The sequence below is a fragment of the Solwaraspora sp. WMMD937 genome (assembly GCF_029581175.1).
GTDB lineage: Bacteria > Actinomycetota > Actinomycetes > Mycobacteriales > Micromonosporaceae > Micromonospora_E.
The window spans coordinates 2,701,014-2,726,521 of the sequence record NZ_CP120738.1; the positions used below are offsets into that span (position 1 = coordinate 2,701,014).

Here is a 25,508-nt window from a genome sequence, read left to right on the forward strand (position 1 = left end):
GACATCGGCTCGACCGGGCGATCCCGACGCCCGCTGGCGGCCGCTCAGCCGAGCGGTCCCAACGCCTGCCGGACGAAGGCGAGTTCGGCGCGCAGCACGGTGGCCGCGTCCGGGTCGGTGCCGGCGGCCAACGGCAGCACCGCGTGCGGTCGGCCGGCGGCCAGCAACGCGGCGGACAACCGTAGGGTGTGCGCCACCGGCACGGCACCGTCGGCCAGCCCGTGCACCAGCAGCAGCGGGCGGAGCTCGTCGCTGCCGGTCACCGGTTCGGCGGCGATCTCCACCAGGCTGTGGTGCGGATAGATCTCGCCGCCCTCCTCGGGCAGGCCGAGGAACCGTTCGGCGTACCCGCTGCGCAGCAACGCCCAGTCGGTGACCGGGTCGCGCGCCACGGCGGCCCGGAACACGTCCGGACGGCGCAGCGCGGCCAGCCCGGCCAGCCAGCCGCCGAACCCGGTGCCCCGCACCGCCACCCGGCCCAGGTCGAGGTCGGGATGTTTCTCCGCGATCGCGGTCAGCGCGTCCACCTGGTCGGCGAGCAGCACGTCGGCCAGCCGCCGGTGCACCACCTTCTCGAAACTCGGCGCGATGCCCGGCGTACCCCGGTTGTCGACGGTGACCACGGCGAAGCCGGCATCGGCCCACCACTGCCCGGCCAGCCAGCCTGCCCGCTCGGCCCGGACCTGCTGGTGGCCCGGTCCGCCGTGCACCTGCAGCAGCACCGGCAGCCGCCGGCCGGCGACATGCGACTGCGGGTACAGCACACCGGACGGCAGCCGGCGGTCGGTTACCCGTTGCAGCGTGGGCCGGGGAGTCACCGCCGGGGTGGCCGCCAGGCTCCGCAGCACGCCGAGTTCGGCGTCGTCCCGGTAGATCGTCCAACGCACCCCGGGCTGGTCCAGGGTGGCCGAACCGACGGCCAGTACGGCACCGCCGACCGCGGCGACATGCCAGCCGGGACTGCTGGTGAGCCGGACCGCGTCCAGGCCACCCGAGGAGGCCGCGGTGCGGACCCGGTAGAGGTGCTGTTCGCTGGGTTCCCCGTCACTCGCCTCGATCAGCAGGTCCGGGCTGGTGTGCCGGCCGGGCAGCCGGCCGACCACCCGGCGTACGTACAGCGCCGCCGGGGTGAGCAGGGTGCCGTCGGCGAACAGGCAGCGGGCGTCGTACCCGTCGTGGGCGAGTTCCCCGCCGACCAGCACCCGGCCGTCGGACAGGTGGCAGGGGGTGCCGGGGATCGGCTCCACCCACCGGGGGTCGGCCAGCTCGGCGTGCACCTGGGTCTCGCCGGTGCGTGGGTCGATGGACAGCACCAGACCGTGCTGCTGCAGCCGGCGCAGCACGGTGATCAGCGGACCGCCGTCGGACCAGTCGACCGACACCAGGTACGGGTAGGTCTCCCGGTCCCAGTGCACGTCGACCCAGCCGCCGTCGAGGTCGAGCAGGTGCAGGGTCACCTCGGCGTTCGGACCACCGCACATCGGGTACGGCCGGCTGCGGGCCGGCAGCTGCGGCCGCGCCGGGTCGGCGTACTGCCAGCGGGGCAGCCGGGTACGGTCGGCCCGGGCGGCGAGGATGCTCTGGCCGTCCGGTGACCACCAGTAGCCACGATCCCGGCCGAAGTCGACCGCCGCCGGATCGGGCAGTGCCCAGCTGATGTCGCCGTCCTCGCCGGCGAGCAGCACGTCGCGGCCGTCCGGGTGGACGACCCGGAGCTTGCCGGCACCGTCGCGGTCCGGGTCGCCGCCCGACCAGTTGCCGCTGAATCCGTCGTGGGCCGTTTCATCGCGGCCGGATCCGCCGGTCGCGCCGGCCGGCCCGACCGGGTCGGCGTCGCTGTCCGACACGTACGCGATCCGGCTGCCGGTCGGGTCCGGCCGGGCGTCGGTGACCGAGCCGACCACCGGTACCTCGATCACGTCGCCGGTCACCAGGTCGGCCCGGAACAGCCGGCCGGCCAGAACGAACACGGCGACCCGGGCGGCCGGGTCGGTGGCGTACCGGGTGATCCCCGCACCGGCGGTGTTCCCGGCGCCGAGCAGGACCGTCGGGTCGGCGATCCGGCGGTGTTCGCCGCCGTCGACCTCGAACGACCAGAGACCGGCGGCCGGGTCGTGCGGGCCGGTGGAGCGCAGGAACACCACCCGGGCGCCGTCGGCGCCCACGGTCACCGCGTGCGGGGCGCCCCGGACGGGTCCACGGGTACGGGCGGCTGGTTCCGGAGATTCCACTCCCGGATCGTAGAACCGGCTGATCAGCGATGAGACCGGTAATCCACTCCGGTGCCCATCCGGCGTAAAGTTGCCCGAGTGACCGACCCCGCCGCCGCGCGACGGCTCCTCCTGGTTCATGCCCATCCGGACGACGAGACGATCGGCACCGGTGCCCTGATGGCCCGGTACGCCGCCGCCGGAGCGCAGGTCACCCTGGTCACCTGCACCCTCGGCGAGGAAGGTGAGATCCACCTGCCGCGCCTCGCCGGGCTGGCCCCTGATCAGGCCGACCAGCTTGGCGGGTACCGGATCGCCGAGCTCGACGCCGCCTGTGCGGCGCTCGGAGTGACCGATCACCGGTTCCTCGGCGGTGCCGGCCGGTACCGGGATTCCGGGATGATGGGCCTGCCCACCAACGACCACCCACGGGCGTTCTGGCAGGCCGACCTGGACGAGGCCGCCGGGTTGCTGCTCGAGGTGTTGCGGGAGACCCGGCCGCAGGTGGTGGTCACCTACGACGACAACGGCTTTTACGGTCACCCCGACCACATCCAGGCCCACCGGGTGACGATGCGCGCCGCCGAACTGGCCGCCGCCGAGGGTGTCGCCCCCGACAAGATCTACTTCACCGCGATGCCGAAGAGCGTGCTCGCCGCCGGCATCGACGCGTTCCGGGGCGCGTCGAACAACCCGTTCGCCGGCGTCGAACACGTCGACGACCTGCCGTTCGGCACCCCCGATCCGCAGATCGCGGCGCGGATCGACGGCACCGCCCACTACCAGGCGAAGCAGGCCGCCATGCGGGCGCATGCCAGCCAGATCCCGGCCGACTCGTGGCTGTACGCGCTCGCCGGCAACGTGGGCGGCGAGTTCATGGGCTACGAGTACTTCGTCCTCGGCGTCGGCCGACCGGGTCCGGGCGACGGCCCGTACGGCTGGGAGACCGACCTGTTCGCCGGGCTGCCGGCCGCCGAGGTGCCGCTGTCGTGACCTCGCCCGGTGTCTCCGGTCAGGTGTCGGCGGTGGAGCCGACGCCGCCGGTGGCGACGGCTCCGGCCCCTACCCGCCTGCGTGAGCTGGTGGACCTGGGGCTGCGGACGGTCGGCGGGGTGGTCGCGGCGGTCGCGGCGGTGCTGTCCGCGGTCCTGGAGTTGCTGCTGGCCACGGTACGGGTCGGCGGGCACCTGGTCGGAGTGTCGGTGCTGCTGGCGATCGCCGGCAACGTGCTGGTGAGCTGGTTCGCGATCCGCGCGGTGGGTGCCCGGTGGGCGATGACGTTGCCGGCGGCGGCCTGGTTCGCGGTGATGGTGCTGGCCGCTGGCGGCACCACCGAGGGGGACATCCTGCTGGCCGGCGACAACTGGGTGGGCTTCGCGGTGATCTTCACCGGGGCGATCGCCTTCGCCGTACTCGCGTTCCGGATGATCCTGGCCCAGCCGGCCGGCCGCAGTGACGGAGGCTGACGCGACCGGGTGTCGGCTCCTACAATCCTCGGTACGAAAATTGTGGTCCGGAGGACACACCCGCGCGGTCCGGCGTGCCGTGGACGCGGTGCGGGTCTGGGTGCGGGAGGTGGAGATGAGGCAGCGCTGGCTGCCGGTCGGCGTACTCGCCGGCGTGCTGTTCGCGGTCAATGTGGTGGCCCGGCTGGTGGTCCGCTTCGGGTCCGACACCGACCCGCAGACGCAGGACCGGCTCTCGTTCGCGATGTTCGTGGTGATCGGCGTCGTGCTCGGCTCGGTGGCCTTTGTCTGGGGGCGGGACCGGCCGGTCGAGCGGTGGAGCGGTGACGCCGCGGCGGCGATCCTGGCGGCGTTGGTGCTGACCGTCTTCGTCGGGCCGTTCGTCAGCGGCGACCATCCATTCTCGGCCGGGGCGGGCGCGTTCTTCTCCCAGGTGTGGCTGTACGCCGGCTTCTCCACCGGCGGGGTGCTGCTCGGCTATCTGGTGCTGATCACACTCGGCTGGGACCACCGGTCCAAGTCGCTGGAACGGTACGCCGAGACCAAGCTCAACAAGCCCCGTCGGGTGGTCCGTCGCTGACCGCCGGCTGCCACGGCAGATAGACGTGGTGGGTGGTGAAGCCGAGCCGGGCGTACAGGGCGGTCGCCGGGTTGTGCTGTTCGACCTGTAGGAACGCGGCCGGCACGGCCAGTTCGTCGGCGGCCCACCGGCCGACGGCCCGCAGCACCCGGGTGGCGTGCCCCCGCCGCCGGGCCGCCGGCTGCACCTGCAGCAGCGCGATCTGACACCACCGGTGGTCGGCGTCGACAGCGCCCCGGGCGATGGCGGCGAGCTGGCCGTCGACGTACAGGTGGGCGAAGCGCACCTGCGGTGCGTCGGTGAGCAGCCGGTGGGCGGCGGCCGGCAGCGGGTCACCGGCCGATTTGCGGGCCGCTACCAGGGTGAGCCACTCCGGCGACGGCGCGTGGTCCAGCCGTACCGGCGGCTCGCCGCCGGGTGAACCGCCCGCCGCGTCCTCGCCCAGCCCGGCGGTACGGGCCAGCAGGCCGGCCAGCGGCACGGTCTGCACCAGCACCAACGGTCCGCTGCGCCAACCCCGGCGGGCGAGTTCGCCAGCGACCTCGGCGGCAGCCGGCAGCGGCACGTTGACCTGTGCCGGCAGGCCACGCTCGGCGTACCAGGCGGTGACCGCGTCCACCGCCGCCGGCAGCGGGCAGCCGGGGTCGCCGAGCGGCAGCGCCGAGTTCGCCCGGCCGGTCCAGCCGTCGGCGGCGCGCAGCAGCCAGTCGCCGAGCCGCTGCTGTACCGGCGCCGCCCAGGTCTGGTTCGCGGCCCGTTCCAGCTCGGCGACGGCAGCGGATTCGCGGTCCGCCGCCCGACGGGCCGCCGGACTGGCGGTCGGCGGCACCAGCTTGCTGCGGTGCACGTCGGCGAGGGCGACCCGGCGCGGCCCGTTGCGGGTCAGCACCGTGAGTTCGGTCTCGGTCAGCTCGGCCAGCAGGCCGAGTAGGTCGGTATAGAGCGGACGATCTCCGCCAACACCTATAATTTTTCGGACTACCACGCGGTGTCCCACATCTTGTGGCCGGAGCACGATCGACCCCCTCCCCGGCGAGATACTAGGCTCGTCAGTGCCGCGGGCGATCGCGGCATGTCGTGCGGGAAGGAAGGCCAGTGACCTACATCATCGCCGAGCCGTGCGTCGATGTGCTCGACAAGGCGTGCATCGAGGAATGCCCGGTCGACTGCATCTACGAGGGCAATCGGATGCTGTACATCCACCCCGATGAGTGCGTCGACTGCGGTGCATGTGAGCCGGTCTGCCCGGTGGAGGCGATCTTCTACGAGGACGACGTGCCGGAGCAGTGGAAGGAGTACACCACCGCGAACTACGAGTTCTTCGAGGATCTCGGCTCACCGGGCGGTGCCTCCAAGGTCGGCAAGATCGAGAAGGACACCCCGTTCGTCGCGGCCCAGCCGGCGCGCGGGGACGCGCACTGACCGGGGCGCGGGCGGGCCTGGCCGCCGGGCGGTCCGCGCCGACCGGCGGCGGGTCACCGGCCGCCGGCCTGCCGGACTTTCCGTGGGACCGGCTGGCCCCGGTCAAGGAGCGTGCCGCCCAGCACCCCGACGGCATCGTGGACCTCTCGGTCGGTACGCCGGTCGACCCGGTGCCGGCCGTGGTCCAGCATGCGCTGGCTACCACCACGGACACCCCGGGTTATCCGATGACGGCCGGCAGCCCGGGACTGCGCGAGGCCATCCGGGACTGGTGCGTACGCGAGTGCGGTGCCGTCGGCGACCGGATCGGTGTGCTCCCGACGGTCGGGTCCAAAGAACTGGTCGCCTGGCTGCCCACCCTGCTCGGGGTCGGTCCCGGCGACGTGGTGGTGGTGCCGGCCGTCTGCTACCCGACCTACGAGGTGGGCGCCCGGCTCGCCGGGGCCGAGGTGGTACGGACCGACTCGCTGACCGCGCTCGGGCCGTCCAGCCGGGTCCGGCTGGTCTGGGTCAACTCGCCGGGCAACCCGACCGGCCAGGTGCTGCCGAGCGGGCATCTGCGCAAGGTCGTCGACTGGGCGCGCGAGCGCGGGGCGGTGGTGGCCAGCGACGAGTGCTACCAGACCCTCGGCTTCGAGGCGCAGCCGGTCTCGGTGCTCAGCGACGACGTCTGCGGCGGTGATCCGACCGGTCTGCTCGCTGTGCACTCGTTGTCCAAGCGAAGCAACCTGGCCGGCTACCGGGCCGGGTTCGTCGCCGGTGAGCCGCGGCTCGTCGACGACCTGCTCGCGGTGCGCAAGCACGCCGGCATGATCGTGCCGGCTCCGGTGCAGGCGGCGATGGTCGCAGCGCTCACCGACGAGCGGCACGTGGCCGACCAGCGTCGGCGGTACGCTGCCCGCCGGGAGCGGCTCCGGGCGGCGCTCACCGCGGCCGGCTTCACCATCTCTCACTCGACCGCCGGTCTCTATCTGTGGGCCAGCCGGGACGAGGACAGTTGGTCGACCGCCGACTGGTTCGCCGCCCGCGGCATCCTGGTCGCGCCGGGTGCCTTCTACGGCCCGGCCGGGCAGCGCCATGTGCGGGTGGCATTGACCGCCACCGACGAGCGGGTGGCGGCGGCGGTCGCCCGGCTCGACTAGGCTGGCCGGATGGATGCTCCGGTGGTGTCGGTGCGCGGTGAGGTGACCCGGGAGGTCCCACCCGAGTTGGCCCGGTTCGGGGTGACCGCCGTCGCCCGGGGCAAGGACCGCTCCGGCACCCTCGCCCGGCTCGCCGAGCGGGGCGACGCGGTTCGTACCCTGATCGACGGGTACGGGCCGGCAATCGAGCGTCGGGAGTCCGGCGCGTTGCTGGTGCGGCCTGAGTGGCGACGCTCCGGGGAACGGGTCGTCGCCTACCACGCCAGCGTCACCACCACCGTCACGGTTGTTGACTTCACTGTGCTCGGTGAGCTGATGATGCGGCTGGCCGGCCAGGACCAGGTCCAGGTCAGTGGTCCGTGGTGGTCGTTGCGGCCGACCAGCCCCGAGCTGGGCCAGGCCCGTCGGGCAGCGATCGCCGAAGCGATCACCCGGGCGCGCGACTACGCCGACGCGCTCGGGGCGGAGGTGACCGGCCTGGTGGAGCTGGCCGACCACGGAATGTCCGCGCCGCAGCCGGTGATGTTGCGCGGCGCCCCCCGGGCGTTCGCCGCGACCGAGATGGCGGATTCCGCGCCGCAGCTCGACCTCGACCCGCAGGTGCAGACGGTGCAGGCGGTCGTGGAGGCCCGATTCACCATCTCTGCTCCGGCGGTACTGCGTCCAACGTGACCGGCGAACTGCCCGATCCGGATCGACGTCTCATCGTTGCCGACCATTGCCCGGCAGAAGTATGGCCAACGCGTTGTCGGACTGGTAAACCGAGCGGTGGATGTGTTGCCCGGCGGTGAATGGATCGCTCGGGCGTCGACGGGTCAGTTGTAGGCGTTGCCACGCGTTGACGTCCGGCCTGAGGGGAGGCCCGTGTCGGTCCGGAAGCTCACCAGTGGATATGCCACGGTGATGATCCTGCTGTCCGCCGGGATCCTTCTCGCCCCCGGCTGGCATCCGGTGCTGTGGCCGGGGCTCGGTGCGATGAGCGCCGGTGGAATCTTCTTCGGTATCCGGCGCTACCGGCCGAAACGGGCTGCGGCGTGGCGGAGTCTCGCCGCCGCAGTGGCGATGCTCGCCGCCGGCGACACGACGTACGCGATTCTTCCCGGCTCAATCGTCACCGAGCTGTGCTATCTGACGGTATTCGCCCTCACCGCCGTCGGCCTGTTCATGCTGACCCGCGGCAACCAGATGCTTGGCGACCGGTCGCGGCTGCTCGACGTCCTCACATTTCTGTGCACCGCCGCGCTTCTGGCCTGGATCTTCATCATCGGTCCGTACATCACCGCTCCCGGGATGGATCCGTTCGAACGATCGATCCTCGCCGCGTACGCCCTCGGTGATCTGTTGATTCTGGCCGTGATGATTCGCCTGCTGGCGACGAATCCACGGACCCCGGCCCTGGTGTTGCTGCTCGTCGGGGGCGCCGGCATGCTCACCGGCGACATCCTTTACGGACTGACGACGCTCGGTGAGCAGTGGCAGCCCGGCGGGCCGATCGAGCTCGGCTGGCTGCTGACGTACCTGACCTGGGGAGCGGCCGGGCTGCATCCGTCGATGGCGCAGCTGTCCGAGCCGGCGGACATCGAGCCGGGCAAGATCAGCCGGCCGTGGGCGGTGCTGCTGGTCCTGGCAACCATGATCTCGCCGTCGATTCTGCTGATCGAGGCGATGACCGGGCGGATCCGCGACGGGGCCATGCTGGCCATCACCTCGGCGGTGGTCTTCGCATTGGTGCTCAGCCGGTTCGGTGACGTGCTCGCGGCACACCGTCAGACGGTCCGCCGGGAGCAGGGGCTGCGGGACGCGTGTGCCGCCCTGGTCTCGGCGGCCGACGCGGCGCAGGTGGATCGCGCGGTGCGGTCCGGGCTCGCCCGGATCGTGCCGGAGGGCGTAGACCACCGCCTGGTGCTGGTGCTCAACCGCACCGGCGGGGTACCAGCGCTGGCCAGCAGCGTCTGGGGGCCGTCGGTGCCGGCGACGGCCACCGGCACGTTGCTGCCGTCGACCGCTGCGGTGCGGCGTACCCGGCTGCTGCGTCGGCCGACCCTGACCCCGATGCTGGCCCACCAGCTCGGGTCGTTTCCGTTCGCGTTGCTCTGCCCGTTGGTGCTGCCGGAGCAGCGGCCACCTGGTCCGGTGCCGGCACAGCCGCGGCCTGACGTGACCGGTCCGCGAGCCGGGGTGCTGCTGGTCTCGGCCGAGACCAGCGTCCTCAACGCGTTGCGCGACGCCATCGAGGTGCTGGCCAGTCACGCCACGATGGCGTTGGAACGGATTCGGCTGGGTGACGAGATCAACCGGCGGGACGCGGAGGTGTACTTCCGGGCCCTGGTGCAGAACAGCGTGGACATCATCCTGATCGTCGACGACGGCGACGCGGTCCGGTACGCCAGCCCGGCGGTGCAGACGGTGCTCGGTCGGCGGGCACCGGACGGCGGCCCGCTGACCGACCTGGTCGATCCGCCGGACCACGGGCGGGTGCTCGAAGGGCTGGCCCTGGTCCGCTCCTCAGGTGAGCCGCACGACTGGCCGGACTGGCGGCTGCGGCACGCCGACGGTAGCACCGTGCAGGTTGAGGTGAGCTGCCGTGACCTGCGGTCGGACCGGGCGGTACGGGGTCTGGTGCTCACCCTGCGGGACGTCACTGAGCGACGTCGGCTGGAGCAGGAGTTGACTCACCGGGCGTTCCACGACTCGTTGACCGGTCTGGCGAACCGGGTGCTGTTCCACGACCGGGTGCAGCAGGCAGTGGCTCGCGCCCAGCGCGGCGGGCACGCGGTCGGCGTACTGTTCATCGATCTTGACGATTTCAAGGTGGTCAACGACACGATGGGCCATCAGGCCGGCGACGAGTTGCTGGTCGCGGTGGCGAACCGGTTGGCGGCCACGCTGGGATCGGCCGACGCGGCTGCCCGGCTCGGCGGTGACGAGTTCGCCGCGCTGGTCGACGATGCGACCGACCCGGCCGAGGTGGAGCAGACGGCGCAGCGGGTGGTGGCGGCCTTCACCGAGCCGTTCCGGCTCGCCGGCCGGATGGTCGGTGGCGCGGTCAGCGTCGGGGTCGCCACCACCTCGGACGCCGAGGGCACCGACGAGCTGCTGCGGCACGCGGATCTCGCTCTCTACGTCGCCAAGGGTGCGGGCAAGGGACGCTGGCGGCGGTACCAGCCAGCGTTGCACGTGAGCCTGATCCGGCGGATGGAGCTGCGTACCGCGTTGGAACGGTCGGCGCCGGAGTCCGACTTCGCCGTCGTGTACCAGCCGGTCGTCGAGCTGGCCAGCGGCAACGCCGTCGGGCTGGAGGCGTTGCTGCGGTGGCGGCACCCGAGCCTGGGGCTGCTGCGGCCGGACCAGTTCATCGACGTGGCCGAGGAGACCGGGCTGATCGAGCCGATCGGCGACTGGGTGCTGGGCCGGGCGCTCGCCGCTGTCACCCAGTGGCGGGCCGCTCTGCCGGTGGGTGAGGCTCCGTATGTCAGCGTCAACGTCTCCGCCCGGCAGTTCCGGGTGGCCGGCTTCACCGGCAAGGTCCGTCGCGAGTTGATCGCCGCCGGGTTGCCGGCGGACTCGGTGATGCTGGAGCTGACGGAGAGTCTGCTGCTGCAGAACGACGACCAGGTCTGGTCGGACCTGGCGCAGCTGCGCGAGCTCGGTGTCCGGCTGGCCATCGACGACTTCGGTACGGGGTTCTCCTCGCTCAGCTACCTGCGTCAGCTGCCTATCGACGTGCTCAAGATCGACCGTTCGTTCACCGCGGAGATGGCCTTCTCGCAACGGCAGCGGTCGTTGGTGGACGGGATCATCCGGTTGGCGCACTCGCTCGGTCTGCAGGTGGTGGCGGAGGGCATCGAGACGGTCGCCGACCGGAACCTGCTCGGTGATCTGGGCTGCGGCTTCGGGCAGGGTTATCTGTTTTCCCGGCCGCTCGCCGAGGCGGACGCGGCGGCCTGGCTGGCCGGTGGCAGGCCGGTCGGGTTGACCCACCCATAGATGATCTATAAGTAGTCGGGTGGATACTTAGCGTGCAAATCATGTCCATATTGCCCCGAGTTTCGGGCCGGGTCGGTGCATACCAGGTATGCAATCCTGGGGCTTCGGAATCACGACCCTGACGCCGCTGCGGCGTCTACCGGGGAGGTTCACGATGTCCAATCCATCCAGGATAGTCCAAGCCGCCGCTCTCGTCGCCGTACTGGCCGCGACGCTGATCGGTGTCGGACGGCCGGGACCGGCCGCCGCCCAACCAGCACCGACCCCCGACGACCCGGTCAGCCGGGTCCGTACCGACCCGGCGACCGCGGTCACCCTGATCACCGGTGACCGGGTCGTCGTCACCAGCACCGGCACCGCCGTCCAACCCGCCCCAGGCCGCGACCGCCTGCGGTTCCACACCTACCAGAGCTCCGACGGCCGGTACGTCGTACCAGCCGACGCGCAGCCGCTGATCCGCACCGGCGTGCTGGACCGGCGACTGTTCAACGTCACCGACCTGATCTCGTCCGGCTACCACGACGCCGCCACCGCCCGGCTACCGCTGCTCGTCGAGTACGCCGCCGCCCCGGCCGACGCCGCCCGCCGCGACGCCGGTGGCCTTGCCGGCGTGCGGATCACCCGGGACCTGCCGGCGATCGACGGTGCCGCGCTGACCGCCGACAAGTACGCGGCGACCGACTTCTGGGCGGCGGTCACCGGCACCGACCCGGCCGCGCCCGGCGAGGCCACCGGCCCTGCCGGAACCCTGGCCACCGCCTCCGGCCTGGCGCGGGTATGGCTGGACGGCAGACGACGGCTACTGCTCGACCGCAGCGTCGGGCAGATCGGTGCGCCGGCCGCCCACGACGCCGGATTCACCGGGGCCGGGGTGACCGTCGCGGTGCTGGACAGCGGGGTCGACGCAGACCACCCCGATCTGACCGGCAAGGTGGCCCGGTCGGAGAACTTCACCGACGATCCGGACCCGGCCGACCGGATCGGCCACGGCACCCACGTCGCCTCGATCATCGCCGGCAGCGGTGCCGCCTCCGGCGGGGCGAACCGTGGGGTGGCCCCCGACGCCACCCTGATTTCCGGCAAGGTGTGCGAGTCGTCCTGGTGCACCGAGTCGGCGATCCTGGCCGGCATGCAGTGGGCCGCGACCGACCAGCGGGCCACCGTCGTCAACCTCAGCCTCGGTGGCCCGGACACCCCGCAGACCGATCCGCTGGAGAAGGCGGTCGATACGCTCACCGCGCAGACCGGCGCGCTTTTCGTGATCTCAGCCGGCAACTCCGGCGCGGACCGCACCGTCGGCTCGCCGGGCAGCGCCGACGCGGCGCTGACCGTGGGCGCGGTGGACCGCGACGACACGCTCGCCGACTTCTCCAGCCGTGGCCCGCGCACCGGGGACGACGCGGTCAAACCGGACATCACCGCCCCGGGCGTCGGGATCGTCGCGGCCCGCGCCGCCGGCACCACCCTCGCCGATCCGGTCGACGAGCACTACGTCGCCGCCTCCGGCACCTCGATGGCCGCGCCGCACGTGGCCGGAGCCGCAGCGCTGCTCGCCCAGCGCCGGCCGAACTGGACCGCCGCGCGGTTGAAGGCTGGCCTGATGGCGTCGGCCGCACCACGCTCCGGCACCGGCGCGTACTCGCAGGGTGCCGGACGGGTGGACGCCTCCCGCGCCGTCATCCAGGAGCTGATCAGCCGACCGGCCAGCGTGTCGTTCGGCCGCGCCGACTGGCCGCACCACGACGACCCGGCGATCGTCGAGAAGGTCACCTACCGCAACACCGGCAGCAAGCCGCAGACCCTGACCCTCACCGTCGACGCCGTCGGCCCGTCCGGCCGCAGCGCGCCAGCGGCGATGTTCCGGGCCGGTGCCGACACGCTGACCGTACCGGCCGGCGGCACCGCCGCTGTCACCCTGACCGCGGACACCAGCGTCGGTGGCCCGGACGGTTACTACTCCGGCCATCTGGTCGCCACCGGTGCCGGCCAGCGCGTCGTCACCCCGTTCGGCGTCCACCGCGAGGTGGAGAGCTACGACCTGACCTTCGTCCACGTCGACCAGGCCGGCGTGGCGACCGACGACTACTGGACCGTGGCGGTCGGCCTGGACCAGCCGGTGGACGCTATGCCGTGGACCTCGGACGGCTCCGGCCGGGTCACCACCCGGCTGCCCGCCGGCCGGTACGGATTGTCCAGCGTGATTCAACGCCAGACCGGTGAACAGGAGTACGAGCTCGCCGTCCTGGTCCGGTCGAACCTGCGGCTGGACGCTGACCGCACCGTACTGTTCGACGCCCGTACCGCCCGCCCGGTCCGGATGACCGTGCCCGAGTCGACCGCGCGTCCGGCGCTGGTCGACGTCAGCTTCCAGTACCGCACCCCGCACGCCGGTGCCGGGATCGGGGTGCTGGCTGACACCTTCGACGGGCTCACCGCCGCCCACGAGGGCGGGCCGTCGGGCGCGGGCGAGTTCACGGCCAGCATCGCAAGCCAGTGGCTGCGACCGGACGGCGCGGACGGGTTCGCCGACAGCCCGTACTTCTACGGGTTGAGCGAGCTCTTTGCCGACCGGCTGCCCACCGGGTTCACCCGGCACTACCGTCCCCGGGACCTGGCCACCGTCCGGCACCGGTTCCGTGGGGTCAGCCACGGCGACCGCACCGACCGGCTGGTCTTCCCCGGCCACGGCGAGCGGGACATCGGGGGATGGGCGCTGGTGACCCCGGTCGAGCTGCCCAGCGTGCGGGTGGAGCACTACAGCGTGTCGAGCACCTCGACCTGGGAGAGTTCCCTGGAGTTCGGCCGGGCGGTGGACGGCCAGCTCTGGCCGGAGTACACCGCCGTGCTGGTCTCGCCGCCGAGCCGCCACCAGCCCGGCAAACGCACCCTGGACACCTGGAACCTGGCACCGTACGGGCCGGTGTTCCCGGCCGTCGCGGGTCACGGTGCCTGGGTCAGCCGGCGGGGCAACGTCGTCGAAGTCCAGGTGCCGATGTTCGGCGACGCGCAGGGCCACCCCGGCGGGGTGGTGACGGAGACCGCGCGGACCGTGCTGTACCGCAGCGGCAAGCTGATCGGGGAGAGCCCGGAGCCGGGCTACGGCTGGTTCCCGGTACCGCGGGCCCAGGCCGACTACCGGCTGGAGGTGTCGGCGACGCACGACGTCGGGGACTTCTCCACGTCGGTAAGCGGGGCGTGGACCTTCCCGTCCGGCCCGGTGACCCGTGACCAGGTGGCGGCGCTGCCGGTGATGGCGGTGCGGTTCACCCCGTCGGTGGACGCCGGCAACACCGCCGTCGCCGGGCGGGCGATGGAGATTCCGTTCACCGTCACCCACCAGCCTGGCGTGATCGGGATCGGGATTCGTCGGCCGACCGTCGAGGCGTCCTACGACGGCGGGCGGACCTGGCAGCCGGCCGACGTACGGTCCGCAAAGGCCGGCTGGACCGCCACGGTCCACCATCCGGACCGGGACGGTTTCGTGTCGCTGCGGGCGTCGGTCACCGACCGGGCCGGCAACACGGCACGGCAGACGATCATCCAGGCGTACCGGATCGCGCGGCGCTGACCCGCGCCGGCCGGTGCCCTGTCCGCCCCGTAGCGGCGGGCGGGGCACCGGCCGACCTCGGCGGAGCCGCCACCGGCTCACCGCACCGGCCGGTCCGCGGTCAGCTGTTGGCGTGCAGTGCCTCGTTGAGCTGGATGCCGGCACCGGTACGCGGCCGGGCCTCCAGCGCCCCGGTGACCGAGTTGCGCCAGAACAGCAGCCCGTTGACGCCGGACAACTCGCGGGCCTTGACCACCCGGCCGTCCGGCAGGGTCACCTTGGAGCCGGCGGTGATGTAGCAGCCGGCCTCGACCACGCAGTCGTCGCCCAGCGAGATGCCGATGCCGGCGTTCGCGCCGAGCAGGCTGCGCTCGCCAATGCGGACCTTTTCGGTGCCGCCACCGGAGAGGGTGCCCATGATCGAGGCGCCGGCCCCGACGTCGGAGCCGTCGCCGACCACCACGCCGGCGACGATCCGCCCCTCGACCATCGAGGTGCCGAGCGTGCCGGCGTTGAAGTTGCAGAAGCCTTCGTGCATCACGGTCGTCCCGGACGCCAGGTGGGCGCCGAGCCGTACCCGGTCGGCGTCGGCGATCCGCACCCCGGACGGCACCACGTAGTCGGTCATCCGGGGGAACTTGTCCACCCCGTACACCGCCAGGTGCCGCCCGGCGGCCCGCTCGATCAGCCGCAGCTCGTCGACCCGGTCCGGCGGGCACGGACCGGCGGAGGTCCAGGCGACGTTGGCCAGCCGGCCGAAGATGCCGTCCAGGTTGAGCTCGTTCGGCCGGACCAGCCGGTGGGAGAGCAGGTGCAGGCGCAGGTACGCGTCGGCGGCGTCGGCGATCGGGTCGGCCAACGAACCGATCTCGACGACCACGATCTCGGTACGCAGCCCGGGCAGTGCCCGGGGGCCGACCACCCCGGTGGGCAGCCCGGCCGGTGTGCTGCCGTTCGCGGCCGGCGGACGCTCGCCGAGCCCTAGCTGGCCGACCGGATACCAGGTGTCCAGCACCTGCCCCTGCTCCGTGCAGGTGGCCAGGCCGATGCCCCAGGCGGGCTGCGTCGAAACCGTCACCGAACTGTCGCCTTCCGATCGGGGTACGAGTCACCACCGGGCCGACGTCCGGGCGATCCGGGTGATCAGCGGACGAGTCGACCCTGCCGAGACGGTACCGTGCCAGCCATGGTGAACCCGCTGACCCCCGAGGTCCTGGCCGATCCGGTGACCCTGACCCGCGCGTTGGTCGACATCGAGTCGGTGTCGCGCAACGAGCAGCGGATTGCCGACTGCGTGGAGCAGGCACTGTCCGTCGTGCCCTGGCTCACCACCGGGCGGTACGGCAACACCGTGATGGCCCGGACCGAGCTGGGGCGTTCCCGGCGGGTGGTGCTCGCCGGGCATCTGGACACGGTGCCGCTGGCGGACAACTTCCCGTCCCGGGTGGTCGACGGCCTGATCTACGGCTGCGGCACCTCGGACATGAAGTCCGGGGTGGCGCACGCGTTGCATCTGGCGGCCACCGTCGCCGAGCCGAGGTACGACGTCACCTACCTGTTCTACGAGGCGGAGGAGATCGACTCACGGTTCAACGGGCTGCGTCTGGTGGCTGAGGCCCACCCGCAGTGGCTGTCGGCCGACTTCGCGGTGCTGCACGAGCCGACCCACGGCGTCGTCGAGGCCGGTTGCCAGGGCACCCTGCGGGCGGTGGTCGGCACCACCGGCCGCCGGGCCCACTCGGCCCGGTCCTGGCGTGGGGTGAACGCCATCCACGCCGCCGGTGAGGTGCTGCGCCGGCTGGGCGACTATGCGACGCGGACCGTCACCATCGACGGTTGCGAGTACCGGGAAGGGCTGAACGCGGTCCGGATCGGCGGCGGGGTGGCCGGCAACGTGATTCCGGACCGGTGCGACGTCGAGGTCAACTTCCGGTTCGCGCCGGACCGTGACGGGCAGCAGGCGGAGCAGCACGTCCGCGAGGTCTTCGCCGGGTTCGACGTCGAGGTGGTCGACTGCGCAGGCGGGGCGCTGCCCGGACTGACATCGGCACCGGCGCGGGAGTTCCTCGCGGCGGTCGGCGCGCCGCCGGTCGCGAAGCTGGGCTGGACCGACGTCGCCCGGTTCGCCGCGCTGGGCATCCCGGCGCTCAACTTCGGCCCCGGCGACCCCAACCTGGCGCACGCCCGTGACGAGCACGTGGAGATTGACAAGATTCAGCAAGGCGCCGAGACACTCCGGCGTTGGCTGACGCCGGAGTGAACCGGGATCACCGTGGCCGGGTCACCGCAGCAGCGCCGGCTCCTGCTCGACGGCGTCGTCCACCGGCTCAGCCGGAAGCGCTCGTCCGCCGGCAACCCGGCGCTCGGCCACCACGACACGGATCCGGCGGTGCATCTGTCGCCGGACCCGGATGAGTTCGCTACGTGTCATCATGACTACTCCTCCCCCCGAAGGTGCCATGACGGCGTCCTCCCCACCGTCCGGCGCACCCAGTATCTGTTATTGAAGACGTAGCCGCAGCCGATTTGGTTGCACCTGACGCAAGATTGACATCACCTTTTCATCGTGGGCCGGGTTAGCGTCGCAGCGGGGCGGTTCGGCGTCCGCACTGGACACGCGCGGGCGGCCGCGTCAAGCACGGCACGCCGCCCACTACGGTTGTCCAGATGGACCAGTCGAACAACTATCGCGCGCCAGACGACCAATCCCGACCGGGACCGGACCGGGTCGGCCCGACACCCGACGGTCCGGGGTCGGAGCGGCACCGGGGCGCGGTGACCCTGCGCCGGGAAGCGGTCCGCCGCAGCACCGCCGATCAGGGTCTGCTCGATTCACGGGCCCGTGGCGAATGGAAGACCAAGGATTCCTGGCGGGCGCTGCGAATCCTGTCGGAGTTCGTCGAAGGGTTCGACACTCTCGCTGATCTGCCGCCGGCGGTCAGTGTTTTCGGGTCAGCCCGCAGCGCGCCGGACAGCCCTGAATGCCGGCTCGCCGAAGAACTGGGCCGTGCGCTCGCCGGTGCCGGCTACGCCGTGATCACCGGCGGCGGTCCCGGTGTGATGGAGGCAGCCAACCGGGGTGCCACCGAGGCCGGCGGCGTGTCGGTGGGGCTCGGCATCGAATTGCCGTTCGAGCAGGGCATCAACGAATGGGTGGAGGTCGGCATCAACTTCCGCTACTTCTTCGCCCGCAAGACCATGTTCGTCAAGTACGCCCAGGCGTTCGTGGTGCTGCCCGGCGGGTTCGGCACCATGGACGAGTTGTTCGAGGCGCTCACCCTGGTGCAGACCGGCAAGGTGACCAGGTTCCCGGTGGTGTTGATGGGCACCGGGTACTGGTCCGGACTGGTCGACTGGTTGCGTGACACGATGCAGGCGCAGGGTCGGATCGGCGATGCCGACCTCGACCTGCTCTGCCTGACTGACGACGTCGCCGAGGCGGTACGGCACATCGTTGACGCGGATGCCGCACTCGCCGCCGAGCAGGCGGCGCTGCGCCAGACGGCGCACGCCCAGATCGAGGCCGAGCGGCAGGCCGGTGAACGGGCACCGGCCGGGTACCACCGGCCGGCGGAAGGAGAGGAGTAGCACGGATGGCCGCGATCGGAGTCTTCTGCGCCTCGTCGCGCACTCTCGAGCAGCGGTGGCTCGACCTGGCCGCCGAGACCGGGCGGGAGCTGGCCCGACGTGGGCACACCCTGGTCTCCGGCGGCGGCTGTGTCGGCATGATGGGTGCGCTCGCGGACGGTGCCCGGGCCGGCGGCGGCTGGACCCTCGGGGTGATCCCGCAGTCGCTGGTCGACCTGGAAGTGGCCGACACCCGCTCCGACGAACTCGTCGTCACCGACGGAATGGCCAGCCGCAAGACGCTGATGATCGAAAAGTCGGATGCGTTCGTCACCCTCCCTGGCGGCCTCGGCACGCTGGACGAACTGTTCGAGGTGTGGACCACGGCGGTGCTCGGGCTGCACCGCAAACCGGTGGTGCTGGTCGACTCCGATGGCTTCTACCAGGGGCTGCTGGACTGGCTGACGGCGTTGGCGGAGACGGCGTTCGTGGGGCGGTCGGCCCGGGAGATGCTGATTGTCGTCGATTCGGTGTCGGCGGCGCTGGACGAGATCGAGGTCCGGTTAGGTTGACCGGGTCCGCGTCGTCCGGTGTGCCCACCTGCCGGCGTGCCGGCCACCCGGCTGCCGACAGCTGTCCCATCGTCGTGGTGAGATGAGCGGCGTGCAGGCGTACCGGCTGGTCCGCCGGCCGGCGCAGGCCGAGCCGGCGCGCTTCGACGACCCCGCGCAGCAGGCAGTGGTCAAGCACACCGACGGACCGCTGCTGGTCGTCGGCGGTCCGGGGACCGGCAAGACCAGCACCCTGGTCGACGCGGTCGCCACCCGGGTCGCCGAGGGGACCGACCCGGAGCGGATCCTGGTGCTCACCTTCAACCGGCGGGCCGCCGTCGCACTGCGCCGACGGATCGAGGCGGCGATCGCCGCCGGCTCCCGGCGGGTGTTGCACGAACCCCTGGTACGCACGTTTCCCGGCTACGCGTTCGGCCTGTTGCGCCGGGCCGCCGCCGAACGGGGCGAGCCGTCGCCGCGGTTGCTCACCGGCCCCGAGCAGGATCTGATCATCCGCGAGCTACTGGACGTGGCCGGCCCACAGCCGGGGGCCACCGGACTGGACGGCCCGACCGCCGCCACCACCGGCCCGGCCGGTGATCAGATCGGTGACCCGGTCGGCTGGCCGCCGGAGTTGCGCGCCGCCCTACCCACCAGGGCGTTCGCCACCCAGCTGCGCGACCTGCTGCAGCGGGCCACCGAACGTGGTGTCGGGCCGGTCGAGCTGGCCCGGCTCGGCGAACGGCTGGGCCGGGCCGACTGGCCGGCGGCGGCCCGCTTCCTGCGCCAGTACGTCGCGGTCCTCGCGCTGCGTGACGTCAGCAACCGGGGTTCGATCGGATACGACCACGCCGAGCTGGTCCGGGCCGCCACCGGGTTGCTCACCGACGATCCGCCGCTGCTGGAGGCCGAACGGGACCGGCTGTCCTACGTCTACGTCGACGAGCTGGCCGACACGGACCCGGCGCAGGTCGAGCTGCTCGATCTGATCGCCGGGGGCGGGCGGCCGCTGGTCGCGTTCGCCGACCCGGACTCCTCGACGTACGCGTTCCGGGGCGCCGATCCGGGCATCGTGCCGGCGTTCGGGCACCGGTTCCGGACCGCCTCGGGCGCGCCCGCCCGGCAGATCCTGCTGCCGGTCTGCTACCGCACCGGTCCGGAGCTGCTGGCGGTCACCGCTCGGGTGGCACGGCGGCTGCGCGGCCCGGCCGGCCACCGCGAACTGCGCCCGGCCCCGGCCGACGGCGCGGACCCGGACAGCGGCGACGCCGTGGCGGTACGGGTGTTCCGCTCGTCGACCAGCGAGGCCGGCTACCTGGCGCATGCGCTGCGGGTGGCGCATCTGATCGACGGGGTGCCGTGGTCCCGGATGGCGGTGATCGTGCGCTCGACCACGCTGCAGCTGCCGCCGCTGCAGCGGGCGCTGCACGTCACCGGCGTGCCGACCGTGGTGCACGCCGAGGACCTGCCGCTGCACCGGCAGCCGGCGGTGGCGCCGCTGCTGTTGCTGCTGCGCTGCGCGTTGGAGCCGGACCGGCTGGACGAGGAGGCGGCGGTCGCGCTGCTGCACTCCCCGCTGGGCGGGGCGGACCCGTTGGCCGAGCGGCGGCTGCGGCAAGGGCTGCGGGCTCTGGCGCTGGCCGCCGGTGATCGCCGTCCCTCCGGTGAACTGCTGGTCGAGGCGTTGCGTGATCCGGCGGAGCTGGCCGCGATCGAACGCCGTTGGGCGGCACCGGCGCAGGCGGTCGCGGCGCTGCTGGCCACCGCGCGGGACACCGCGGCCCGGCCGGGTGCGACCGCCGAGGACGTGCTCTGGGCGGTGTGGCAGACCAGCGGGCTGGCCGACCGGTGGTTCGGCGCGATTCTGCGCGGCCGGACGCCGGCCGGGCCGGCCGGCACCGTACCGGTCGGTGGGGTGACCGACGCCGGGGCGCGGTGGCGGGCCGCGGCGGCGGACCGGGACCTCGACGCGGTGATGGCGCTGTTCGACGCGGCCGCCCGGTTCGTCGATCGGCTGCCGGGTGCCCGGACCGAGGTCTTTCTCGACCATGTGCTCGGCCAGCAGCTGCCGGCCGACACCCTGGCGCCGAGCGGCGATCGCGGCGAGGCGGTCCGGTTGCTCACCGCGCATGCCGCGAAAGGCCTGGAATGGGACGTGGTGGCGGTCGCCGGGGTGCAGGAGGGCGTCTGGCCGGATCTGCGGCTGCGCGGCAGCCTGCTCGGTTCGGAACGGCTGGTCGACGTGCTGACCGGCCGGTCCGACGGCGCCGGGCTCACCGCGTCGCTGGTCGCGCAGACGTCGGCGCTGCTCGACGAGGAGCGGCGGCTGTTCTACGTGGCGGTGACCCGGGCCCGCCGGCGGCTGCTGGTCACCGCGGTCGCCTCCGCCGGGGTCGGCGGGCTGGACCACGAGGAGCAGCCGAGCCGGTTCCTGCACGAGCTGGGCGTGTCGACGGTGGACGCCGACGGCGAGGAGCTGCCGACCCTGCCGGTCGGCCGGCCGCCCCGGTCGCTCACCCTGCCGGCTCTGGTCGCCGAGCTGCGTACCGTGGTCGCCGACCAGACGGCGCAGCCGCAGCGCCGGCAGGAGGCGGCGGCGGTGCTCGGCCGGCTGGCGGTCGCCGGGGTGCCCGGTGCCCACCCGGATGACTGGTGGGGGCTGCGGCCGCTGTCCGACGACCGGCCGCTGGTCGACGAGGGCGAGCCGGTCCGGGTCACCCCGTCGACCATGGAAAGCGCGCTGCGGTGCAGCCTGCGCTGGCTGCTCGAGCGGCACGGCGGTCGGGGCGAGCCGAGCGCGGCTGCCGGCGTCGGCAACCTGGTGCACGCGGCGGCGATGCTCGCCGAGGACGCCAGCGTCGACCGGGCGAAACTGCTGGAGTACGTCGCCGCCCGGTTCGACGCGATCGACCTGGCCGCCCGCTGGATGGCTGGTCCGGAGCTGGCCCGCGCCGAGGGCATGGTCGACAAGCTGCTGCGCTGGCTGGCCAGCAACCCGCGTCGGCTGCTAGCCATCGAGCACGAGTTCACCGTACGGCTGGACGACCCGCGGCAGCCGGTGGAGCTGACCGGCCGGGTGGACCGGTTGGAGATCGACGCCGACGGCCGGCTGGTGGTGATCGACCTCAAGACCGGTAAGTCGACCTCGGTGACCGCCGCCGAGCTGGCCGAGCATCCGCAGCTCGGCGCCTACCAGGCGGCGGTCGAGGCGGGGGCGTTCGCCGAGTACGGCGACGACGCCGGTGGCGCGGCGCTGGTCCAGCTCGGTACCCCGGTGAAGGAGGCGAAGGAGCAGCAGCAGGAGCCGCTGGCCGACACCGACGACGCCGGTTGGGCGAGCGCGATGGTCCGCCGAACCGCCCAGACGATGGCCGCGTCGACGTTCTCCGCGGTGGCCAACTCCAGCTGCCGGGTCTGCCCGGTGAAGACCAGCTGCCCGGTCTCCGGCAAGGGCCGGCAGGTCGTCGAACCACCAGCGGAGCACGAATGACGCAGCAGTCGTTGTTCGCCGCCGCTCCGCCGCCGCGTCGCCGCCCCGACGCCGGGCCGCGCTACACCCCGCAGGAGCTGTCCCGGCTGCTGAAACTGCCGCCACCGACCCCGGAGCAGGCGGCGATCATCGCCGCCCCGGTGGAGCCGCTGCTGGTGGTCGCCGGGGCCGGGTCCGGCAAGACCGAGACGATGGCCGCCCGGGTGGTCTGGTTGGTCGCCAACGACCAGGTACGCCCGGAGCAGGTGCTCGGCCTCACCTTCACCCGTAAGGCCGCCGGTGAGCTGGCCCACCGGATCCGGACCCGGCTGGGACAGCTGGTCCGCCAGCTCGGCCGGCAGGGCCGCCGGGCGGAGGAGGATCCGCTGGCCGGCGAGCCGATGGTGGCCACCTACCACTCGTACGCCGCCCGGGTGGTCACCGAACACGGGCTGCGGGCCGGGTACGAGCCGTCGGCCCGGCTGCTCACCGAGGCGTCCCGCTGGCAGATCGTCGACTTCCTGGTCCGCAACTACGACGGTGACATGTCCGAGGTGGACCGGGCGCCGGGCACGGTCACCGACGCGGTGCTGGCGCTCGCCGGGGAGCTGGCCGAGCACCTGGTCACCCCGGACCAGTTGGCCGGCTGGACCGGCCGGTTCTTCGCCGAGGTGCAGTCCCGGCCCGGCCGGGTGTACGCCGACGTGCGGCGGGCGCTGACCATCCAGCAGATCCGGCTGCGCCTGCTGCCACTGGTCCGGGCGTACCAGCAGCGCAAGGCCGATTTCGAGGCGATGGACTTCGCCGACCAGATGTCCCGGGCGGCGCAGGTGGCCCGGGACCATCCGGCGGTGGGCGAGTTGGAGCGGGACCGCTACCGGGTGGTGCTGCTCGACGAGTACCAGGACACCAGCCACGCCCAGGTGGTGATGCTGCGGTCGCTGTTCGGCGGCGGGCATCCGGTGGTCGCGGTCGGTGACCCGTGCCAGTCGATCTACGGCTGGCGCGGGGCGAGCGCCGGCACCCTGGACCGGTTCCCCGGCGAGTTCGCCCGTGCCGACGGCACCCCGGCCCGGTCGCTGACGCTGACCACCAGTTGGCGTAATCGGCCGGAGATCCTCAGCGTCGCCAACCAGCTGTCCGGCCCGCTGCGGACCGCCGGGGCCCGGGTGGCGGCGCTGGCCGCCGCCGCGAAGGTCGCCCCGCCGATTCCGGGCCGCACGGCCCGGGGCGCGCCGGCCGGGACGGTGCACTGCGCGCTGCTGGAAACGGTGCTCGACGAGGCCGAGTGGATCGCCGACGGCATGTTGGCGGCCTGGCGGGGGGCGGCCGGCGTCGAGCCGGGTCGCGGCGACGAGATCCCGGTCGACGCCCGGCCGACCAGTGCGGTGCTGGTCCGGGTGCGCAGCCAGATCCCGGCGGTCGAGGCGGCGTTGCGGGCCCGCGGCCTGCCGGTCGAGGTGGTCGGTCTCGGCGGCCTGCTGGACACCCCGGAGGTCCGCGACGTCGTCAGTACGCTGCGCGTGCTGGCCGACCCGACCGACGGCGCGGCGCTGCTGCGGCTGCTGACCGGGGCCCGGTGGCGGATCGGCCCCCGGGACCTGGTGGCGCTGCACCGGCGGGCCCGGGCAATCGCCGACGCCCGGCGGGAGCTGCCCCGGGCCGGGGCGGCCGAGCCGGAGATCGTCGTCGACCGCCTCGACGAGGCCAGCCTGGTCGAGGCGTTGGCCGATCCCGGGCCGGCCCAGCTGTACTCGGCGGAGGGCTATGCCCGGCTGCGCGGGTACGGCCGGGAGCTGGCCCTGCTGCGGCAACGCCTGGACCAGTCGTTGCCGGACCTGATCGCTGACGTCGAGCGGACCACTGGCCTGGACGTTGAGGTGGCGGTGCGGGCCGGCGGGGCCGGCGGCGGTGACGCCGGGCTGGCCCGCGGGCACCTGGACGCGCTCGGCGACGTCGCCGCCCGGTTCGCCGGTGAGTCGGACAGCGCGACCCTGTCGGCGTTCCTGGCGTTCCTGGACGCCGCCGAGGACGAGGAACGCGGGCTGAGCCCCGGCGAGATCGACGTGGTGTCCGGCGCGGTGCAGATCCTCACCGCGCACGCCGCCAAGGGCCTGGAATGGGACGTGGTGGCGGTGGCCGGGCTGACCCGCGACGTCTGGCCGGGGGCGGTGCGTGGCTCGGACCACTACCTGTACGGCCTCGGGGTGCTGCCGTTCCCGTTGCGCGGTGACGCGGACGGCCTGCCGGCGTTGAACCTCGACGACGCCGAGGACCAGAAGGCGGTGGAGCGGGAGCTGACCGAGTTCGGCAAGCGGTGGCGCGAGCACGACGAGCGGGAGGAGCGGCGGCTGGCGTACGTGGCGGTCACCCGGCCGCGCCGGCTGCTGCTCTGCTCCGGCTACTGGTGGGGTACCGGGGTGAAACGGCACCGCGGGCCGTCGGTGTTCCTCAAGGAGATTTACGACGACTGCCTGGCCGGCGCGGGGGTGGTGGACCACTGGGCACCGGAGCCGCTGCCGGGTGCGGCGAACCCGGTCGACGAGGTGACGGTACGGGCCGAGTGGCCGGCCGACCCGCTGGGCGCGCAGCGGCCCCGGATGTGGGAGGCGGCGAACCTGGTCCGCCAGGCGATGGACCGGCCGGTCGACCCGCCGGACGATCGGCCGCCGGCGGGGTGGTGGGCGGAGGCCCGGATCCTGCTCGCCGAGCGGGACCGGCTGGCGCACGGGGTCGGGCCGGTTGACGTGCCGTTGCCGGACCAGTTGTCGGTGTCGCAGTTGGTGGCCCTGCGTCGGGACCGGTTCGGGCTGGCCCGCACGCTGCGCCGGCCGCTGCCCGGTCGACCGGATCCGTACGCCCGACGGGGCACGGCGTTCCACACCTGGCTGGAGCAGCGCTTCGGCGCGGACCGGCTGTTGGATGTCGACGAGTTGCCCGGTGCCGCCGACGCCGACGCCGCACCCGACGACGCCCTGCTGGAGCTGCAGGAGCGGTTCCTGGCCAGCGAGTGGGCCGGCCGGGTGCCGGTCGAGGTGGAGGTGCCGTTCGCCACGGTGATCTCCGGGGTGGTGGTCCGTGGCCGGATGGACGCGGTGTTCGCCGGCCCGGGTGGCCGCTACGACGTGGTCGACTGGAAGACCGGCCGGCAACCGACCGGGGTGGCCGAGGCCGCGGCGGCGGTGCAGCTCGCCGCGTACCGGCTGGCCTGGGCGGACCTGGCCGGGGTGCCGGTGGAGCAGGTCCGGGCGGCGTTCCACTACGTGCGCGACGGCGTCACCGTGCGCCCGGCGGACCTGCTGGACCGGGCCGGGCTGGCGAAGCTGATCAGTGATCTGCCGTTGCTGGGTGACGCGCCGGATTCGTGATATCCTGACGCCGTTGCAGTATTGGTTCCCCGTGCCGCCCCCGGTGCTACCCGCCGGCCGGCCGGTCACAGTGACAGTGCGAGCGCCTGTGGGGTCTCGGCCCAGGCGCTCTTTGTTGTGTCCGGGCTCTGTTCCGGATGGGGCGATCAGCACCGCGACGCCGGTCCGCGTAGTAAGCGCGGATCTCACATCGGCCCGC

Annotated in this window: 17 protein-coding genes; 13 read left to right on the top strand and 4 right to left on the bottom strand. The window is 73.0% G+C overall.

Annotated features, from left to right (window positions below; all coding sequences use genetic code 11):
* Positions 1-44: 44 nt before the first annotated feature.
* Positions 45-2,231, bottom strand: a complete 2,187-nt coding sequence (locus O7621_RS11770) for a prolyl oligopeptidase family serine peptidase (protein WP_282233996.1) — start codon at positions 2,229-2,231, stop codon at positions 45-47.
* A gap of 78 nt (positions 2,232-2,309) precedes the next feature.
* Here O7621_RS11770 and mshB point away from each other — a divergent pair, with 78 nt between their 5' ends.
* The 3 genes from mshB (at position 2,310) to O7621_RS11785 (ending at position 4,256) form a co-directional block, all read left to right on the top strand.
* Positions 2,310-3,203 (top strand): N-acetyl-1-D-myo-inositol-2-amino-2-deoxy-alpha-D-glucopyranoside deacetylase, encoded by an 894-nt coding sequence (gene mshB, locus O7621_RS11775; RefSeq protein WP_282233997.1) that lies wholly within the window; start codon positions 2,310-2,312, stop codon positions 3,201-3,203.
* Positions 3,200-3,676 (top strand): hypothetical protein, encoded by a 477-nt coding sequence (locus tag O7621_RS11780; RefSeq protein ID WP_282233998.1) that lies wholly within the window; start codon positions 3,200-3,202, stop codon positions 3,674-3,676. The genes mshB and O7621_RS11780 overlap by 4 nt, the downstream gene beginning before the upstream one ends.
* A 115-nt stretch (positions 3,677-3,791) precedes the next feature.
* Positions 3,792-4,256 (top strand): hypothetical protein, encoded by a 465-nt coding sequence (locus O7621_RS11785; protein WP_282233999.1) that lies wholly within the window; start codon positions 3,792-3,794, stop codon positions 4,254-4,256.
* Here O7621_RS11785 and O7621_RS11790 read toward each other — a convergent pair.
* Positions 4,225-5,271, bottom strand: coding sequence for a GNAT family N-acetyltransferase (locus O7621_RS11790; protein ID WP_282234000.1), 1,047 nt, complete (start codon positions 5,269-5,271; stop codon positions 4,225-4,227). The two genes, O7621_RS11785 and O7621_RS11790, sit on opposite strands and share 32 nt — an antisense overlap.
* Before the next feature lie 80 nt (positions 5,272-5,351).
* Here O7621_RS11790 and fdxA point away from each other — a divergent pair, with 80 nt between their 5' ends.
* The 5 genes from fdxA to O7621_RS11815 all read left to right on the top strand — a co-directional run bounded on the left by fdxA (position 5,352) and on the right by O7621_RS11815 (position 14,375).
* Positions 5,352-5,678, top strand: a complete 327-nt coding sequence (fdxA, locus tag O7621_RS11795) for a ferredoxin (RefSeq protein ID WP_233606480.1) — start codon at positions 5,352-5,354, stop codon at positions 5,676-5,678.
* Positions 5,679-5,746: 68 nt separating this feature from the next.
* Entirely contained in the window at positions 5,747-6,820 is a 1,074-nt protein-coding gene (dapC, locus tag O7621_RS11800) for a succinyldiaminopimelate transaminase (RefSeq protein ID WP_282234556.1), read from the top strand.
* A 9-nt stretch (positions 6,821-6,829) separates the two neighbouring features.
* Positions 6,830-7,492, top strand: coding sequence for an SIMPL domain-containing protein (locus tag O7621_RS11805; protein WP_282234001.1), 663 nt, complete (start codon positions 6,830-6,832; stop codon positions 7,490-7,492).
* Between the two features lie 192 nt (positions 7,493-7,684).
* On the top strand, positions 7,685-10,807 hold the full coding sequence (locus O7621_RS11810) for an EAL domain-containing protein (RefSeq protein ID WP_282234002.1): 3,123 nt from the start codon (positions 7,685-7,687) through the stop codon (positions 10,805-10,807).
* Positions 10,808-10,961: 154 nt separating this feature from the next.
* Positions 10,962-14,375, top strand: a complete 3,414-nt coding sequence (locus O7621_RS11815) for a S8 family serine peptidase (RefSeq protein WP_282234003.1) — start codon at positions 10,962-10,964, stop codon at positions 14,373-14,375.
* A 100-nt stretch (positions 14,376-14,475) separates the two neighbouring features.
* On the opposite strand, the gene dapD is transcribed toward O7621_RS11815, so the two are convergent.
* A complete protein-coding gene (gene dapD, locus O7621_RS11820) occupies positions 14,476-15,432 on the bottom strand; it encodes a 2,3,4,5-tetrahydropyridine-2,6-dicarboxylate N-succinyltransferase (protein WP_282234004.1) in 957 nt (318 codons plus the stop codon).
* 108 nt (positions 15,433-15,540) lie between these two features.
* Here dapD and dapE point away from each other — a divergent pair, with 108 nt between their 5' ends.
* Complete coding sequence (gene dapE / locus O7621_RS11825) at positions 15,541-16,614, top strand: succinyl-diaminopimelate desuccinylase (RefSeq protein WP_282234005.1); 1,074 nt, start codon at positions 15,541-15,543, stop codon at positions 16,612-16,614.
* A gap of 21 nt (positions 16,615-16,635) precedes the next feature.
* Here the strand turns inward: dapE and O7621_RS11830 are convergent, their stop codons facing one another.
* On the bottom strand, positions 16,636-16,788 hold the full coding sequence (locus O7621_RS11830) for a hypothetical protein (protein WP_282234006.1): 153 nt from the start codon (positions 16,786-16,788) through the stop codon (positions 16,636-16,638).
* 233 nt (positions 16,789-17,021) lie between these two features.
* On the opposite strand from O7621_RS11830, the gene O7621_RS11835 reads away from it, so the two are divergent.
* The 4 genes from O7621_RS11835 (at position 17,022) to O7621_RS11850 (ending at position 25,309) form a co-directional block, all read left to right on the top strand.
* Positions 17,022-17,942, top strand: a complete 921-nt coding sequence (locus tag O7621_RS11835; RefSeq protein WP_282234007.1) for a TIGR00730 family Rossman fold protein — start codon at positions 17,022-17,024, stop codon at positions 17,940-17,942.
* Positions 17,943-17,947: 5 nt separating this feature from the next.
* Positions 17,948-18,493, top strand: coding sequence for a TIGR00730 family Rossman fold protein (locus O7621_RS11840; RefSeq protein WP_282234008.1), 546 nt, complete (start codon positions 17,948-17,950; stop codon positions 18,491-18,493).
* A gap of 82 nt (positions 18,494-18,575) precedes the next feature.
* On the top strand, positions 18,576-21,962 hold the full coding sequence (locus tag O7621_RS11845) for an ATP-dependent DNA helicase (RefSeq protein WP_282234009.1): 3,387 nt from the start codon (positions 18,576-18,578) through the stop codon (positions 21,960-21,962).
* Entirely contained in the window at positions 21,959-25,309 is a 3,351-nt protein-coding gene (locus tag O7621_RS11850) for a UvrD-helicase domain-containing protein (protein WP_282234010.1), read from the top strand. Before O7621_RS11845 ends, O7621_RS11850 begins: the two co-directional genes overlap by 4 nt.
* Positions 25,310-25,508: the final 199 nt, after the last annotated feature.

Excerpts from the sequence above, each read along its gene's own strand:
- O7621_RS11815 (WP_282234003.1), top strand. The coding sequence starts at position 10,962 with ATGTCCAATCCATCCAGGATAGTCCAAGCCGCCGCTCTCGTCGCCGTA.
- O7621_RS11835 (WP_282234007.1), top strand. The coding sequence starts at position 17,022 with ATGGACCAGTCGAACAACTATCGCGCGCCAGACGACCAATCCCGACCG.
- O7621_RS11785 (WP_282233999.1), top strand. The coding sequence starts at position 3,792 with ATGAGGCAGCGCTGGCTGCCGGTCGGCGTACTCGCCGGCGTGCTGTTC.
- O7621_RS11850 (WP_282234010.1), top strand. The coding sequence starts at position 21,959 with ATGACGCAGCAGTCGTTGTTCGCCGCCGCTCCGCCGCCGCGTCGCCGC.
- dapE (WP_282234005.1), top strand. The coding sequence starts at position 15,541 with ATGGTGAACCCGCTGACCCCCGAGGTCCTGGCCGATCCGGTGACCCTG.
- O7621_RS11845 (WP_282234009.1), top strand. The coding sequence starts at position 18,576 with ATGAGCGGCGTGCAGGCGTACCGGCTGGTCCGCCGGCCGGCGCAGGCC.
- O7621_RS11840 (WP_282234008.1), top strand. The coding sequence starts at position 17,948 with ATGGCCGCGATCGGAGTCTTCTGCGCCTCGTCGCGCACTCTCGAGCAG.
- O7621_RS11830 (WP_282234006.1), bottom strand. The coding sequence starts at position 16,788 with ATGATGACACGTAGCGAACTCATCCGGGTCCGGCGACAGATGCACCGC.
- O7621_RS11805 (WP_282234001.1), top strand. The coding sequence starts at position 6,830 with ATGGATGCTCCGGTGGTGTCGGTGCGCGGTGAGGTGACCCGGGAGGTC.